At 37.2% G+C, this 17145-nt stretch carries 14 protein-coding genes and 1 pseudogene; 8 read left to right on the top strand and 7 right to left on the bottom strand.

Annotated elements, in window-relative coordinates:
- The first annotated feature begins 116 nt into the window (after positions 1-116).
- The 7 genes from HC965_RS11235 (at position 117) to HC965_RS11205 (ending at position 6568) form a co-directional block, all read left to right on the top strand.
- Positions 117-965, top strand: coding sequence for a methylated-DNA--[protein]-cysteine S-methyltransferase (locus HC965_RS11235; RefSeq protein ID WP_191031536.1), 849 nt, complete (start codon positions 117-119; stop codon positions 963-965).
- 11 nt (positions 966-976) lie between these two features.
- On the top strand, positions 977-1918 hold the full coding sequence (locus HC965_RS11230; protein ID WP_191031535.1) for a DUF1848 domain-containing protein: 942 nt from the start codon (positions 977-979) through the stop codon (positions 1916-1918).
- A 26-nt stretch (positions 1919-1944) separates the two neighbouring features.
- Positions 1945-2793 (top strand): RteC domain-containing protein, encoded by an 849-nt coding sequence (locus tag HC965_RS11225; RefSeq protein ID WP_191031534.1) that lies wholly within the window; start codon positions 1945-1947, stop codon positions 2791-2793.
- A 210-nt stretch (positions 2794-3003) separates the two neighbouring features.
- Entirely contained in the window at positions 3004-3363 is a 360-nt protein-coding gene (locus HC965_RS11220) for a helix-turn-helix domain-containing protein (protein WP_017141651.1), read from the top strand.
- The gene (locus HC965_RS11215; RefSeq protein WP_191031533.1) at positions 3326-5368 is read left to right on the top strand and encodes an AAA family ATPase; all 2043 of its coding nucleotides are present in this window, start codon (positions 3326-3328) and stop codon (positions 5366-5368) included. Before HC965_RS11220 ends, HC965_RS11215 begins: the two co-directional genes overlap by 38 nt.
- Positions 5369-5380: 12 nt before the next feature.
- The gene (locus HC965_RS11210; protein ID WP_025814984.1) at positions 5381-5659 is read left to right on the top strand and encodes a helix-turn-helix domain-containing protein; all 279 of its coding nucleotides are present in this window, start codon (positions 5381-5383) and stop codon (positions 5657-5659) included.
- A 387-nt stretch (positions 5660-6046) separates the two neighbouring features.
- Positions 6047-6568 (top strand): dihydrofolate reductase family protein, encoded by a 522-nt coding sequence (locus HC965_RS11205; protein ID WP_191031532.1) that lies wholly within the window; start codon positions 6047-6049, stop codon positions 6566-6568.
- A gap of 104 nt (positions 6569-6672) precedes the next feature.
- Here HC965_RS11205 and topB read toward each other — a convergent pair whose 3' ends face one another.
- From topB to HC965_RS11190, 3 genes are read right to left on the bottom strand one after another with little or no spacing between them, the layout of a single operon-like run.
- Positions 6673-8754 (bottom strand): type IA DNA topoisomerase, encoded by a 2082-nt coding sequence (gene topB, locus HC965_RS11200; RefSeq protein ID WP_191031531.1) that lies wholly within the window; start codon positions 8752-8754, stop codon positions 6673-6675.
- Complete coding sequence (locus HC965_RS11195) at positions 8751-8939, bottom strand: hypothetical protein (RefSeq protein ID WP_191031530.1); 189 nt, start codon at positions 8937-8939, stop codon at positions 8751-8753. The genes topB and HC965_RS11195 overlap by 4 nt, the downstream gene beginning before the upstream one ends.
- Positions 8936-10465 carry a DUF3945 domain-containing protein gene (locus HC965_RS11190; RefSeq protein ID WP_191031529.1) on the bottom strand — a complete coding sequence of 510 codons (1530 nt, stop codon included), beginning with the start codon at positions 10463-10465 and terminating at the stop codon, positions 8936-8938. The genes HC965_RS11195 and HC965_RS11190 overlap by 4 nt, the downstream gene beginning before the upstream one ends.
- Positions 10466-10719: 254 nt before the next feature.
- Between HC965_RS11190 and HC965_RS11185 the strand changes: the two genes are divergently transcribed.
- Positions 10720-11907 carry a TIR domain-containing protein gene (locus tag HC965_RS11185; protein WP_191031528.1) on the top strand — a complete coding sequence of 396 codons (1188 nt, stop codon included), beginning with the start codon at positions 10720-10722 and terminating at the stop codon, positions 11905-11907.
- A gap of 65 nt (positions 11908-11972) precedes the next feature.
- On the opposite strand, the gene HC965_RS11180 is transcribed toward HC965_RS11185, so the two are convergent.
- The 4 genes and pseudogenes from HC965_RS11180 to HC965_RS11165 all read right to left on the bottom strand — a co-directional run.
- A complete protein-coding gene (locus tag HC965_RS11180; RefSeq protein WP_191031527.1) occupies positions 11973-13916 on the bottom strand; it encodes a UvrD-helicase domain-containing protein in 1944 nt (647 codons plus the stop codon).
- Positions 13898-15991: an ATP-dependent endonuclease gene (locus tag HC965_RS11175; protein ID WP_191031526.1), complete on the bottom strand. Its 2094-nt coding sequence runs from the start codon at positions 15989-15991 to the stop codon at positions 13898-13900. The genes HC965_RS11180 and HC965_RS11175 overlap by 19 nt, the downstream gene beginning before the upstream one ends.
- A gap of 4 nt (positions 15992-15995) precedes the next feature.
- Positions 15996-16202 (bottom strand): helix-turn-helix transcriptional regulator, encoded by a 207-nt coding sequence (locus HC965_RS11170; RefSeq protein WP_191031525.1) that lies wholly within the window; start codon positions 16200-16202, stop codon positions 15996-15998.
- An 81-nt stretch (positions 16203-16283) separates the two neighbouring features.
- A pseudogene (locus HC965_RS11165) lies at positions 16284-17090 on the bottom strand (TraM recognition domain-containing protein); the annotation flags it as partial.
- Between the last annotated feature and the right edge of the window lie 55 nt (positions 17091-17145).

Raw genomic sequence — 17145 nt, 5'->3', positions numbered from 1 at the left:
TTAGCATACAATAGCAAGAAATGGGTTGTAGGCATTAGTAGCAATCCCTATCTTTGCGCCTATTTCATATAGTACCGAGAGCGAACCATCTTTAGGATTTATCAAACATGGTTATTATGATTGAAAATATAAACTATACAAGAATTGAAAAAGCTATTCAATATTTGGTTGAGAACTTTAAGCAACAGCCAACATTAGATGAATTAGCACAATATATTGGCGTAAGTCCTTTTCATTTCCAACGAATATTCACGGAATGGGCAGGAATAAGCCCAAAGAAATTTTTGGAACATCTCACGATAGAAGCCTTGAAACAAGAGTTACAAGATACTTCCAACCTGATTGAAGCAGCCGAAAAAGTGGGGCTATCTGCCCAATCGAGAGTTTATGACTTATTTGTAAAAATAGAAGCCGTCACACCACAAGAGTACAAGAGCAAAGGAGCAGGTATTCGTTTTGAATATGGCTTTTCCGCAACTCCTTTTGGAGAATGTTTTATAGTTTCCACATCAAGAGGGATATGTGAAATGCAATTTTCAGATTGCGATAGAAACTCTCTAATAAATGAAATAAAGCACGGATGGGCAAATGCACAATTCTTTCAAAATGACGGGATGGCTCAAGAGATTGCAGAAAAGATTTTTTCGCCTTATGCAGAAAACAAATCACTTACGCTATGGTTGAAAGGAACTCCATTTCAAATAAAAGTTTGGAAGGCATTACTTGAAATTCCATTTGGAAGTGTAACATCTTATAGTCAAGTTGCCACAAATATAGGAGATACGCAATCAACCTTTGCTGTAAGAAGAGCCGTTGCGAATAATCCTGTGGGCTTTGTAATTCCTTGTCACAGAGTAATACGTAATACCGGAATTATAGGCGATTATCATTGGAAGAAAGAAAGAAAAGCAACTATCATCGGCTGGGAAAAAGCGATTAAGAATAAAACAATAAATAATATCTAAAAAGATTAATAATGATATTATCAGTAAGTCGTAGAACTGACATCCCTGCTTTTTATTCAGAATGGTTTATTAACCGTTTACGTGAAGGGTATGTGTTAATTCCTAATCCATATAATCCAAATCAGTTAAGCCGTATATCATTGTCTCCTCAAAAAATAGATTGTATTGTTTTTTGGACTAAAAACGCACTGCCATTACTAAGGAAATTAGATGTTATTGAAGATTTAGGATATAAAGATTATTATTTTGAATTTACAATTACAGCCTATGATGATAAAGTAGAAAAGTATCTTCCACAAAAAGAGAACGTTATAGAAGTATTTCAACGACTAAGCGATAGAGTTGGCACTAATCGGGTAGATTGGCGGTTCGATCCTATAATTATCTATAAACAGTTTACAGAAAGCTGGATATTAAATCGTTTTGAACAATTATGCAAATCGTTGGCAGGATATACGAATAAATGTATTATTAGTTTTATTGATATTTATAGGCATATCCGCCCAAATTTCACCGAAATACCTTTAACGGTGAAAGAAAATATAGTGGAAAATTTAGTGAATATTGCATCCGCCTATAATTTGAAACTTTATATGTGTAGCGAAAATCAAGATTACAGTTCGTATGGATTATACCATTCGACTTGCATTGATAAAGAAAAAATAGAAAGTATTATTGGCTGTAAGCTCAATGCCCGAAAAGATATTGGACAGAGAAAGAATTGCGGATGTATTGAAAGTATTGATATTGGAGTCTATAATACCTGTAAACATGGATGCAGTTATTGTTATGCTACTGAATATTCCACTATAAGTAGAAATGAAGAAATGCAATATAATCCATGTTATCCCATATTAACAGGTTATCCTACTGGTAAAGAGAATATAACAAATAAAAAGACAGTCTCTTTAAAAGATTATCAATACTCCATGGACTGTTTTAAAGAAATATAGTACAAACAAATTTTCACGCAAATCACATGAAACAATACATAGATAAGTTATTGTCTAAAATCAATACAGAGATAGAAACGTCCTGTATGGATAGTGACGTATCTTCCGATAAAGCTATATATATGATTGATTTCATCAGACCATTATTTGAAGAACTAAGAGAGTTTATCCACCAATATACTTTTCAGGATGCTAATGAAGAAATATTATTCTTCAAAGATATTAAGCCATTCATTTTAAGCAAACTGATATATTTTAATGACATATATCTACTTGAACTAAGAAAGCCGAACGGCAGCAAAGAAGTTCTAAAAGAGTATTATAAAAAAAAGCAAACGGCAATAACGGAGTTTTGCAATGCTAATCTTGACTTCTACCAATATTATCGTTCTAAAGCCACACACTTAGATAGATATTATTTTCTTAGAGAACATGAGAATTACAAACTATGCCATAACTGTGGTATGTTTGATAAAGACCCATTGTTTTCAACTTGCTGCGACCATAGGGTTGCTAAGATGCTGGCTTATGATATGTTGGAAATCTATCTGCAACAACGATTACAGGAACTTGAAAGGAAAGAAGTAATAGAAAATAGCAGGACTTCATTACCTGACAATCCTTTCCTATGGACGGGCACAAAAATAGCTGCTATCGAATTGGGATATGCTATCTATGCTGCCGGAGTACTTAATAATGGAAACGCTGATATAAAAGAGATAATGACTTATATAGAAGCATCATTCAAAATAGATTTAGGGGATTATTACCGGACTTATCTTGCAATAAGAGAAAGGAAGAAAGATAAGACATCATTCCTTACCAACCTTGTAAATAAGCTCCTGCAAAAAATGGACGAAGACGATAAGTTATAATAAACTTCCTTGAAAAAACTACCAAGTTACTACCAACTTGGTAGTTTTTTTATGCCCTATTCTAAAGTAGATTTTCACCCTCTTTTCTCCTTGTTTCACCCTGTTTTAGCACCAATTTCCACAAAAAATAAATCAACCAACTTGGTGGTATCTTGTAAGTTTTATCTTTTGCAACTCCCGACCTTTGCAGCAAATCAATTAGTTAGCAAAATGGAGATAATAACATTCGAGTCAAAAGCCTATAAGGATTTAGACAACAAAATTACCGCTATCGCCGATTATATATTCAATCACACAGAAGCGGAAAACACTAATGAAGATGAAATTTGGGTGGATAGTTACGAAGTCTGTACATTCTTAAAAATCAGTGACCGGACATTACAACGCTTACGGGCTGCAGGGACTATCACCTATTCCAACATCAAGGGGCATTATTTCTACAAAATCGGAGAAATAAAACGATTATTGGAAGAACGCCTGATTAAACGAGATAAGGACAGTATTAATGACCTGATAACCAACCACCAGCTATATGTTAAGGAAAGAAGAAATATTAGAAAGGACAAGTAACGGGTTATCCGTGTTCAAACACTATGTACCCGGTAATTGGCGGATAGGTCGAAATTTCTTAAACCCGCTTTATAAAGATAATAAAGCGTCCTGTAACATCTATTTCGACCGCCGAAGCGGTATTTATAAGATGAAAGATTTCGGCAATGACAATTATAGTGGTGATTGTTTCTTTTTCGTGGGGCAACTTAAAGGGTTGGACTGCCATAATTCGATAGATTTTGTGGAAATACTGGAAACCATAGACCGGGATTTGGGATTGGGATTGGCAACAGGCAATCCGATACCTGTTACCCGTACTTCTTTCCGTATAGTAGATGATATACCGGAAGAAACACCTGAAAAAGAAAGCAAACCTTACCAATTCAGGGAACAGAAATTTCCGCTTGCTGAATTGATGTATTGGCAACAGTACGGTATCACACCGGAAGTGTTGGAACTTTATAAGGTGTGTTCATTACGGGACTTTCAGAGTATAACGGCGGATGGGACACCGTTCACTTATACTTCATCAGTGACAGAACCGATGTACGGGTATAAGAATAAACGGTATATAAAATTGTACCGTCCATTCTCAAAAACCCGTTTTCTATATGGTGGTAACTTCGGGGAAAACTATTGTTTCGGATTGGAGCAACTACCCGCAAAAGGTGATACACTTTTTATTACTGGTGGTGAAAAAGATGTCATGTCATTGGCGGCACATGGTTTCCATGCTATTTGCTTCAACAGTGAAACAGTAGCTATCCCGCCTACCCTGATTTATAAACTGACATTCCGTTTTAAACATATCATCCTATTATATGATACCGATAAGACGGGCAAGGAAAGCGCACGCAAACAGGAAAAACAGTTGGAAGAATTGGGGGTAAAACGCTTGCTCCTACCACTTCCCGGAACGAAAGAGGAAAAGGATATTTCCGATTATTTCAAGGCTGGGAATACCCGTGAAGATTTCCTGAAATTGTTTATCGAATTTTTAGATAACCTATATAGTGATACATTGATTATGCTTAAATCGTGCGAAATAGACTTCAATAATCCTCCGGCAAAAGCAAAGGTGATAATTTCCGCCGGAGATGTTCCATTGGGGACACAAGGAAACTTGTTCGGTATTACAGGCGGCGAGGGAACAGGAAAAAGTAATTATATAGCCGCAATGTTGGCGGGCTGTATCTACCAACCTGATAAGGAAGTAGATACACTTGGCATACAGATAGCCGCCAACAGCAAACATAAAGCGGTATTACTTTATGATACTGAACAGTCCGAAGTGCAACTGTTCAAGAATGTAAGTAACCTACTGGCACGTGCGAAGCAACCGGACAAACCGGAAGAACTGAAAGCATTTTGTCTGACAGGTATGTCCCGAAAAGAACGGCTGCACGCCATTGTTCAAAGTATGGATAAGTTTTATTACCAATACGGGGGCATACAATTAGTAGTGATAGATGGTATCGCTGACCTTGTAAAGAGTGCCAATGATGAAGTGGAAAGCGTGGCGGTGATAGATGAACTGTACCGACTGGCAGGAATTTATAATACCTGTATTCTTTGTGTGCTGCATTTCGTACCCAATGGATTGAAGCTGCGGGGACATTTAGGCTCGGAATTACAACGTAAGGCGGCAACTATCCTTTCCATTGAAAAGGATGAAGAGCCTACACAATCGGTAGTAAAAGCCCTGAAAGTAAGGGATGGTAGCCCGTTGGATGTCCCTTTGATGCTGTTCGCATGGGATAAAACAGCCGGAATGCACCTTTACAAAGGAGAAAAGCCACGAGAGGAAAAAGAGAAACGCAAGGAAAAGGAACTGGTCAGCGTTGCCCGTGACGTGTTCGGCAGACAGGAACACATCACCTACATAGACTTATGCGAACAGATACAGCAAATTTTGGACGTGAAAGAACGTACCGCAAAAAGCTATATCCGCTTCATGAGGGAACGGGAAATTATCATCAAAGACCCGTCCAACCAAAGTTATTTTATGATTGGTTTAATTTAATCAGGCAGCCTTATGTATATAGACAAAGAAGATTTTACCGCATGGATGGAACGTATCATGGATAGGTTCGATATGCAGGACAAGAAGATAGACCGGGTAATAAACGGGCGTAACTGCTTGGACGGGGAAGAACTGCTGGATAATCAGGACTTGTGCCTGCTCTTGAAAGTAGCCCCCCGGACACTGACCCGTTACCGGAAAAAAGGAATACTCCCTTACCTTATGCTGGATGGCAGGTGTTATTACCGTGCAACGGACGTACACAAGTTAATCCGGGAGAAAACCGATTAATTTTTTCTTTTCTAATAGCTTTCAATCCTGTTTTGTCGTGAGATAAGGCAGGATTTCTTCGTCTTGTATGCCGGATTTTTCAGGTATTTGGCTAACTTTGCAAAAGTTACATAAGAAAATAACGGCGACGGAACAGTAACCTGTGATTTCGCCTTTATATATAACATATACGTTCGCCGAACGTCCCGATACGAAAACTGGCACTTTTCAAAACAAGGGGATTTTCAGCGCAAGGTTTATGCTATGGTTTATCATAGCGTGGTCTTGCCTGTTTCCTTGTTTGGGTATGCCAGTACCTCGTATCGAAGCAGTGTGAGTGCCACGCTTCTTTTTTAGATATTGGCGAACAGTTTGAAAAGGATTATAAACTGTTTAATACCTGATAATATGAAGCCAATAAAAGCGAATATCGCCGTATCTCTGGACGGGTTCATCGCAACACCGGACAATGAACTGGACTGGATGCCCCAAAATGTGAAAACCTTGTTGAATCAAGAATACGAAGCTGCAAATTACCTGCTACTGGGTGCAAATACCTATATTTATATTTTTGAACATTGGTGCGGATGGCCGTACAAAAGTAAAAAGACTTTTGTAGTGTCCCACTACGATACCAATGTGACGGAAAAGGAGAATGTAACCTTTCTTACCGATATGCCGTTACGTGCGGTCAATGAACTTAAATCAAGTTCGGAAACCGACATTCAGGTCATTGGTGGCGGCAAGTTCATAACCTCCCTGATTGAAGCGTCCCTGCTCGATGAAATAACCCTGTATATTGTTCCGGTCATGCTGGGGGACGGTATCAGGTTCATAGGAAAAACATTCGGGTCAAAATGGGAACTGACCCAAAACAAGATACTGGATAATCAGGTCGTTTGCCTGACCTACCGATATAAAGGAGAGTGATTAAAAAAGCACCCGGTATCCCTCCGGGTGCTTCAACCACAAAAATTTCAATTATAAATCTATCTATAATGAAACTTTCTGTGGCAAATATAACGATTTCCATCTTATTTTTGGGGCTTTCCTTTCTTTTCAGGAAATACGAAAGTAACATTAAACTGCCCGTCAAAAGCAAGTGAAGCATCAAAGACTTTGCCGTTTTTACTTTTGAACCCTTTGATTAACCCGGTTTTCCCGGTAGTCACCAGTTCGGTAATCTGTTTATCCGTTAGTTGTTTTTCGCTCTTGTTGCGGAAAATGGTAACGGAACAATCCACATTGGAACACTTGGCGACTTTCGGATAAAACAGAATGCGTCCGGTCTTGCATTTCGGGCAGATACAATTACCACCCGAAGCGAACAAAAGCTGAACATCCAAAAGTTCAGCCGTGATTTGCCTTGCGTACACCTCGATACCTTTGCGGAACGTGTCGGGGTTCATTTCCCCACTTTCTATCTTGGCAAGCGTATTTTCCCACATGCCCGTCATTTCTACGTCCGCTATTTTCTTGTCCCGGATGATGTTGTAAACGGCAAGCCCTTTCTCGGTCGGGACAAGGTTCTTTTTCTCCCGGATGATGTACTGGCGGGAAAACAGCGTTTCGATAATGGCTGCCCTTGTTGCGGGCGTACCGATACCCGTGTCTTTCATGCTTGCTTTCAGTTCTGCGTTTTCCAGTTCCTTACCTGCCGTTTCCATCGAAGAAAGCAGGCTGCTTTCCGTGTGTAACGGTTTGGGCTTGGTCTGCTTCTCCAACAGTTCAATACCGGAAAGCGGCAGACTGTTACCGTCCTGCATCACGGGTAAAGCGGTGTTATCTTCCCCGTCCTCTTTCTCACCGAATACGGCACGCCATCCGGCGGACTTGGTTACAGAACCTTTGATCGTAAAAAGCGACCCGGCGCATTCCAGCGTTACACTGGTAACGTCTTTGACGCATTTTTCAGAAAAGGCTTCCAACATCCGTCCGGCTATCAGATCATAGATTGCCTGTTCGTCTGCTTCCATCTTGCCGGGTAGGTTCTCGGTCACAATCAGGGCGTGGTGGTCTGTTACCTTGCCATCATTTACCGGACGGGGATTTAAGGCTTTGCCTTTCATCCCTGCGGCATACCCGGAAAAGCAGATGTACTGCTCCAAATTAATAAACCGTTCCGGGATTTCCTCGAATACGTCCTGTGATATGTAACGGCTTCCGGTTCGGGGGTAGCTGATAAGTTTACCCTCGTATAATTTTTGTGCGATGGATAATGTTTTATCTGCGGAAAAATTCAGTTTCGTATTCGCTTCCTTTTGCAGCGTGGTAAGGTCATAGAGCAACGGCGGTTCTTGATTCACTTCCTTACGTTCTACGGATTTCACCCGTACCGTTTCCGCTTCCTTTATCCTTTGTAGCGTGTCGATGGCGATCTGCTGCATATCGTATTTATCTACGGATAGTGCCGTAAAAGCTATATCATCCATTGCCGACTGTAATTTCAGTTGCCAATACTTTTGCGGGACAAAGTTCTTGTTCTCCAAAAAGCGGGTACATATCATTGCCAACGTGGGTGACTGTACCCGTCCCAAAGAGAATATTCCTTGTCCGGCTGCCACACTTAAAGCCTGTGTACCATTAATTCCTATCAAATAATCCGCTTCGCTACGTGCCTGTGCCGAACGGAACAGGTTATCATACAGGCTACCGGCTTTCAGATTTTGCAGTCCCTCACGGATTGCCTTGTCCGTAAGGCTGCTTATCCATAAGCGGACAAAAGGCTTGTCGCATCCGATATACTGGTAGATGTAGCGAAATATAAGTTCTCCCTCTCTCCCTGCATCCGTAGCGACTATTATCTTGTCCGACTGGCTGAATACCTCTTTGATTACCTTTAGCTGTTTCAACGCTCCGGGGTCAGCCTTGTACCCTTTTTCCGCTTTCACTTGTCGGGGTGTAAGTTGAAAACTATCCGGGATAATAGGCAGGCTTTCCCGGCGGAAACTCTGTATGCCGTAGGCTTCCGGCATTGCCAATCCTACAAGATGGCCGAACGCCCAGGTAACGAGATACCCGTTACCTGAAAGGTAGCCATCCTGTTTTTCACTCGCTCCTAAAATGCGGGCAATGTCCCTTGCCACGCTTGGTTTTTCTCCGATTACTGCAATCATTCTAATTTCGATTTTAATTGTTCCACTTCTTTTTGTCTTAGGATTTTCCGGTCATAGTAGATGTGATAGCCATCTATATAAAATTGTCGGTTCTGTTCGTCTATGGCTTTCCAATCTGTTTTGTAACAGGCACGAACGAACAGGACGAAACCGATAACCGGGATAAGGATTAATACCGCTATCATCTTTTGCGTCCCCTGCTTTGTTTGGGTTTGTCCGTCTGCTCCTGCTTCTCCTTTTTATCCTGCTTGGTCTTTTGTTTTTCAGTGGGCTTGTCCTGACCCTTTTTCAAAGGTTCTTTCACTTTCTTGGTGGCTTCGTTGGTCTTACCCTCCGAATTGACCGCTACCTGTGTGCGGTTCTTATTTGCCTGAGTAATCTCTTTCACAGCGGAACGGTCAAAACTGGGATTGTCACTGTAAAAGCCGAGTTTCTTCTTGTCGTGGTTCACCTGAATGTAAGCATCGTATTCGACCCCTCTCTTGTCTTTCAACCCGGCAACAAAGATGGTCTTGTCATCGACTAAATCCTGCTGTTGCTGACGGGATAGTTCTATTCCCGAAATGCTCTTGGGGATGGTTACACCATCACTGGTAACAAGGCTGTTCGGCTGCTCCTGTTTCTGCCGTTGCTCCTGTGATTGTTTGGCATTGGGATAGATAAATTCCAGACTTTTCTTGTCGGCATTGACCTGAACGGTAGCGGAAAAAGGATTTTTCCGGTTGGAAATCATGTTTTCAAGGAATACGCCTTTTCCCTCCCGTAAGGCTTCCTTTTGTTCCTTGTTCAGTTTGACACCCTTTATTTCATCGGGGATTTGGACGCTGCTTGCACGCATGGAAACCAGTTCGTTCGTCACCTTATCCACGCTGACGAAAGAAGGTATCATTTCCCCTGTGATATAGTTTTTCAGGTTTACGATCCGTCCCATATTGCCCGTTTCAAGAAGATTGGCTTTATCCTCTTTGGAAAATTCATGCCCGAAGAACGGACGTTCAAGTTCCGGCTTTTGGCGGATACCGTGTATCGCCAAAACCACATTCCCGTCCTTGTCATGCCGAAAAGATAGGCGTGCGTCCAGTTTCATAATGGCGGAATTGTAGTTTCCTGCGATGGAGAACGCACCGGGTGACTTGTACCCCCTTAACATGGGTTCTAAAGCCTTTGCCTTTTCAAGCTGTTCTTTGGAAAGCCCGAAGTTTTTCAAGGCTTCCCAGTCCACCTTGTCAGGGTCGATAACATACTTGCTTTTGTCAGGTTGCTGTGGTGCTTGTGCCGTTGCTTCCTGCTGCGGTTGCTGTACTTGCTGCTGTGTTTGGTTCGATTGTTCGTTCTTCACTTCCTGTTTCTGTGTTTCGGGTGTTACCCGGTAGCGTGCTATGTCCGCTTCATTTTCAGGTGTCGGATGGTCGAAGTTGTCCCTGATTATCGGTGTAATCTTGGGAAGTTCAATTTTGGGGATTTTGAAGAAGTTGAAACGGGTCGGGTTCTTCAACTGGTTCATCATGTTGGAAAAGAAGTTGGAAAAGAAATCGCCGTGACGGTCGAATTTCAGAAGTTCGCTGTTATTCTCCGGTGGTACGGTTTGGAGTTTCCCATTTTCATCCACGCCTTTTACTGCGCTGATTGTCTTTTTCTCCTTATCCAGTACAAGAAGAATATCCATCATCTGTTCGTCAGTGGTGGATTGGCTGGCTGTGTTTACATCCATAACTTTTTGAATTTTAGTGAGTAAATAATAATTTCGGAAGTAAAAGTAAGGATGAAATAGAGTATATTTAAGGATTTGGGAACGGGTGGCTTCATTAGTCCTCGTTTGGCTTCATTTGTCACATTTCATAATATATATGCACACAATTAGCGATTAAGTTGTAACTTTGAAACTAAAAAAACTTTGCATATTTATATAAAGAAGATATAATAGAAAAACAGCAATGGATAGTAGTAATTTTAAATAAAAAAGTGATGGAAATTCAAAATAAAATATTGGATTCTCTATTAGATGATATAAATAGAGAACTTAAATTAGACCATTTTTTAGAATCTACTTCATTTAAAAGAAGTATGGCACAAATAGGAATCTATGAAGCTTATTGTGAAATATACAAAGAAGTGGAATCAAGTTCAAACATCTATATGGTGGGAATAGATTCTTTATATAGAATTGATGCATTTAAAACACTATTAGACCGTCTCTATTCTAAATTCAGAAATGAGTTTTTTTCGGTGTTATCCACATTATTAGCAACTTACGAATCATGGGATAACTCCAAAATTTATATGAAAGAAATTATACTTGACCTCGAATTATTACCGGAATTTAATGAAAACAGAGAACCCTTTGAAAATATAGGATACATGATTAAAGAAGAAAATAATGTTGAAGAAGAGAATAATACAGAACTTGAAATAAGTCTAGAGAGTGTCAAATATGTAGAAACAAAATATAAAGAATTAAGAGACAGAAAAGGTGATTGTGCAAATTTAAGAGATACAATTGAAAGCTATCACCATTGGTTTAATTTATCTATCACATTGTTTAGTAGATATTTCGATGATACAAATTCTGATTATCAAAAATTTAAATCAGTTGATAATAGTGGGAATGGACACACCCTGAGTAATAACTTCAACAAGATTCAAGGTGTATATTCTATTTTGTGCGATAGAATTAAAAATAAAATAGCAAATAATAATAAGATAGTTAAAATGGAGAATCGAAAAATATTTATAGTACATGGACATGATAACACTATGAAGTTAGAAGTAGATAGTTTTCTTAAACAATTAGGATTTGAAACAATTATATTAAATAATCAAGCAAATAATGGCAATACTGTTATAGAAAAACTTGAAGAAAACTCAAATGTTGGTTTTGCTATTGTACTTTTATCACCATGTGATGAAGGTCGAAAAAAAGGTACAAAAGAGCTTCATTGTAGAGCACGGCAAAATGTAATACTTGAATTAGGTTATTTTATCGGTCTTTTAGGTAGAAAAAGAGTTTGCACTCTTAAAAAAACAGAAGTTGAAGAACCTTCAGATTTTACAGGAATAGTTTATACTGATTATGACAACGCCGGAGGCTGGAAATTATGTATAGCAAAAGAATTGAGGTCTGTGGGATATGATATTGATATGAATAAAATATGAAAAAGATAGGAATGTAGGGGGGGAATCCTCTACATTCCTAAACAGCCTTAAACATACTCTATAGTTCATATTTCCTTAACATTATTTTCTCCAAACCAATCTTTCGCCTTTACTAAAACAGCAGGCATAGGATTGTGATAAAATACAGCAAGATTTTCCTTTGCACGAGTACAACATACATAGAATATTTTTTGTGTTCGTTCTAAAACACTTTGTTTATCTGTTCTATTCGTAAATAAATATTCAAAATTATAATCATTCCATTTTCCATTATCTAATATAACAAGCACATTGTCAAATTCAGCACCTTTAGTCTTATGCTGAGTTGAAAAAGGTGTTTGTCCCTCCAAATAAACATATAATTTTTGAAATTCAGCATACTTGACATTTTTCACTTGATTATATATGTATTCCTTTTCCTGCAAGAACTTTTCTAATTTTTCATCAATCAAACAAATTCCCTTTCTATGGGCATCATTTATCACATCTTCAATCGTTTTATCTCCTACCTCAATTAGACTTTCAATATTTTGTTTTAATTCTCTTTTATCTTTAATCGTATGTATTTGTTTATAATCTGTAACTCTCAAAAACTCATTGTATTGTTTATTGATATATAGGGATATGTTCGTTTGAATTTTAAATAAATGCTTTATTAGATTATCTCTTTTAGAACCTTTCTTATTTTCATCATCTTCATCTTGTTTTTTATCATCTATCAATTGGTCTTTATCAAAATACATTCTTCGTACTTCAGAAAAAGGCTTATTTTTCAATTGATTATATAGTTCTATATTATGAGGTTCAGATAACAATATATCTTTTTTCAATTGTCGTTGTCTGTTTTTCAACTGAAATTTATCTACCACAACATCAAACGTATCGCTATCATCAATAGGTATTTCCGGTTTCCCTTGTTTTTTGTTGTCTTTAATCTTTTGTAAAATATCCTTTTTTAATCCCATAATAGGGTCTTTGTCGTAAATATCCATCAATGTTCTAAAGCCCGCTTTGTCAGCAATTAAATTATGAGTAAGATTCAGCTCTTTTGTTCTTTTTGTATCAGAAAAATCCCAGTTGTATTTTTCGGTCAAGAATTGTTCTACTCTCGAAATATCTTCATTTATTGAATAAATAAAGATAATTTCGCCTTCTTTTACTTTTCCGTCAATTATATTAGGGGCTGAAATATCGTTTGAAGGTATTTGTACTATTCCATCCGTTCTTAACCTATTTGCTAATGTTATTACTTTTTGAGGACTTCTTCTATTCTGACTTTTCTTGACTTCTTTCACCTTCCCTTTTTCTTCTCCTTTGTATTCGTTAATATTACCAATGCCATCATCATAAATAGACTGCATTGCATCTCCAAAAAAGCCTATGGTCGTATGTTTTTTACTCTTAGATAAATGTTCTAACAAAATTCTGACAACTTCTTTATGAGTATCTTGATATTCATCTATAAATATGAATTTGTACCTATCTTTTAAGATATCACAAAGTTTAGAATATTTCCCAAACATATAATCAGCAACCACAAGTAATTCATCATGTGATATAATTCCATCTTTTAGCTTTAAATATTCTTTATATTGAATTTCAACAGGCTCTTCTTTATTGTCAAAATAATCATCAGACATCTTATTTAATCCATCTATTTTTATTTTATTTACATTTTCATCATTGGACAAGGTAATAATTGCTATTTTTAATTCCTTTTGAAAATGCTTAATATTGTCCCATAAAAAATCATGAATGGTAGAAACATTCAAGTTTTTATGATTAACACGTTCTTCTATCTCCTTAACTGCCGCATTTGTATATGTCATGCAGGCTATTTTAGAAGTCGGATTATCTTCAATAACCTGTTTGATTACTTGAACCAAAGAATATGTTTTACCACTACCTGCACCACCACTTAGCAAAAAATTATCACCATTAGCTATATGTTCCATTATTTGTTGGAACTCATCTTTTACTTGCTCTATTCCTAATCCAGCTTCAGCCATAACAGTCCCTCCTTAATATATGCCGGAATTTGCCAATTACTCAACATCTTATCACTATGGTATAAAATATCCAAAGCAAAATGAGTTTTCTTCTTAATACATTCCTTAGCTAAAAAATATGCGTTATTAGCAGGATTATTAAAATAAGCTCTATTTTGTAATCCTCTAAAATCGTCTTTATTGTTTTCTACAAATTTTCTGTTAAGATGAATAAATGCGTCCTCAAAACTACGTGCATTATAACTATCTTCATTAGTTTGATAAACGACACACAACCTACCGTTAGATTGATTTTTCCAACTTCCTCCTATATTGTTAAATAATTTATTTTGAAAAGGACAAGTTCTCAAATCTGTTAATGTAGGATTACCAAAATAATATGACAAAGCTTCATTTGAGTATGCTACACCATTAATGACTTCACACTTTTTACCATCAGTTCCTATTGCATCAAGGTCAGTTATAATAAGCGTTTTTATTCCCAAGAACTCAATGAACTTATCAAATATTTGGGAATAAGCCCCAACTTCAACAATAGAGATGTTTTGAGAAAGTAAAGGCAAGTAATCATCTTTAGTATTTTTTGCTTTGTGTACCGCAGCTTCCTCAATATCTATTTTCTTCATTATCGTTGGAATTAACATCCTTTCTGTATCACCTTCAATCAATACAGCTTTTTCTGCAAAAAATATTTCAGCCCGACTAATAGTAAGATATTGAGTAAGGAATTGATATTGGGATGTTTTTTCATCATACTCCTTCTTCAAATCTTTCAGATTTTTTGCAATGACATTATTGTTACTGTCCTTTTTAAGATATTTAATATCGTCAAAATCACTATCCGCAACAATATGTGAAGAATGGGTGCTTATTATATATTGCAAACTTCTTTTTTCACCATCTGCCCTTTGAATTCCATCCTTTAGTAGTTTTTTAATATTCTTAATAAATACATATTGCATTTGAGGATGCGTATGCGCTTCCGGCTCTTCTATAAACAATAAATTTATATCGGCTGGCTTTTTCTCTTTTTCTCGCTTAAATTCTTGAATAAGTATTTCTATCTCGAAAATCATACATATTAGGTTCATATAACCTAATCCATTATAATGTTCCGGTAGCTTATTATTCTCATCATGTTTGTAAACAACAGTCGTATTTCCTTTTAATAATTCCCTATGCTGCAAATTTGAGATAATTTCTATTTCGGATTCATTTGGTTTAATACCGCCAAAATCACCGACTTTCTGAACAATTTCTTTGAATAAATCTACATATATACCACTTAATTGATTATCTGTTTCACTTAGTTTATCTTTAAAATCTTCAACAGCCTTATTTTGGTCGGGGTTTGTTTCTGTTTTCTCATATATTTTTGATGTTTGCATGGATAAAGTCTTATCTACTTCTTTATTTGCCACTTCTCTTCGAGCACTGATATATTTAAAACTAACAATATCCTTTATGCTAATCATTTCCTTATCTAAATCAATGAAATTAGCTTCATTAACTACTTGTGTATCTTTGTTTATCTCAATAGTTTTTCGACATAATTTAAAATAATCAGCATGTTTCTGACAGAGAAAATCATATAGAGATTTTGGCTTGTAAAGTTTATTTCCTGCTTGTTTCCCGGCTTCGTGAATAGCAAATTCATGCCAATTTTTCCGAATTTCTATATATTTGTCAAATGATAATATATATTCAAATCCTAAAACAATAAAATTGTTATCTGGGTCTAAATCCATCATAACCCGGCTAATATTTTCTAAGTTACAGTTTTCAGTATATTGAATAAATAACTTCAGTTTGATACCCTTCTCTACATATGCTTCCTCAATAATAGGTTCTTCGTCCATTATCATATCGTTGAGCTCTTTCTTAAAATCAATATTAAAGTCATCAAAGTGGAATTTAGTCTTTTCTGATTGATTTAAAAATTTGTCTAACACAGATAATATAGAAGTTTTGCCTGTATTATTTTTACCTATTACTAATGAAAGTTCATCCTCCAAATCAAGAGAAAAAAACTTTAGCAACCTAAAATTCTCAATCTGTATCTTAAATATTTTCATACTATTAGATTATTTTTGTTGATATCAGCAAATCTTTTACATCAATCTTTAACACCTCTGATATTTTTATTAAAGTATCAAGAGATGGCTGCGATTCATTCGTACACCACCGAGAAACTGTAGCCTCATTTTTATTCAATTGTTCTGCGAGCCATTTGCCAGTTTTATTTTGTTCAACAAGTACTATTTTAATTCTATTTATCGCTTTCATAGGTCAAATAATTGATGCTATTTGCAAATATAGCAAATTATTCATTTATTTTTATTTATTGTGATATTATATTTTAGCTACTTATCTCTCTTTAATCAAGTGGCAAAGTTCAGGGTCATTCTTTATCCGTTCCATTTCATCCGTGACAATCTGCAGGACTTCCTGCTTGACCCGGTTATAATTTGCCTGTACTTCTTCCTGCATCCGGTCGTTCCCGTCCTCGTCCCTGAAATCTATGATTTGGGGCAGTTTCTTGTAATTGGCTGTTTCCCGCTTCACTTTCTCGTTATCCACCACAATTTCCGCATGGAATATTTTCTGCTCTATCCTTTCATCGAAACTGTCGCAGACCGCACCCACAAACATACCCTGTGTCAAGCCGGATATTTTACTGGGCGGTATCAGGCTATCCATTTGCGTACTGATAGAGGTTGATTTGTCATTCCGGTTGATAGTCATGCTTTGCCGTTTCTGTAATACCTTTCCAAAACGTTCTGAAAGCGTTTTAGCCGTTTCGGAAACCACCTGACCGGAAAAGATATTACCTACCGTATTTTCGATTACCTTGCTTTCTTTGTCCCCGTAATCCCGGCGTAACTGGCTGAAATCCTGAAAGCCTAAACAGACCGCTACCTTATTGCTTCGTGCCGTTGCTATCAGGTTATCCAGTCCCCGAAGATATACTGTCGGCAACTCGTCAATTATCACGGAACTTTTGAGTTGGTGCTTCTTGTTTATCAGTTTCACGATACGGGAATTATACAGTCCCAAAGCACAGGAATAGATGTTTTGGCGGTCGGGATTATTGCCTACCACCAATATTTTAGGTTCTTCCGGATTGTTTATATCCAGTGAAAAATCATCCCCTGTCATTACCCAATGAACTGCACCCCAAAAGTTGGACAGTTAATAATTAAGTTATTTTATAAAGAGTTCGGTATTG

This window comes from Bacteroides sp. GM023, assembly GCF_014750685.1.
GTDB lineage: Bacteria > Bacteroidota > Bacteroidia > Bacteroidales > Bacteroidaceae > Bacteroides.
The sequence above is the reverse complement of the archived record's forward strand: the minus strand, read 5'-3'. Positions and strand labels throughout refer to the sequence as shown.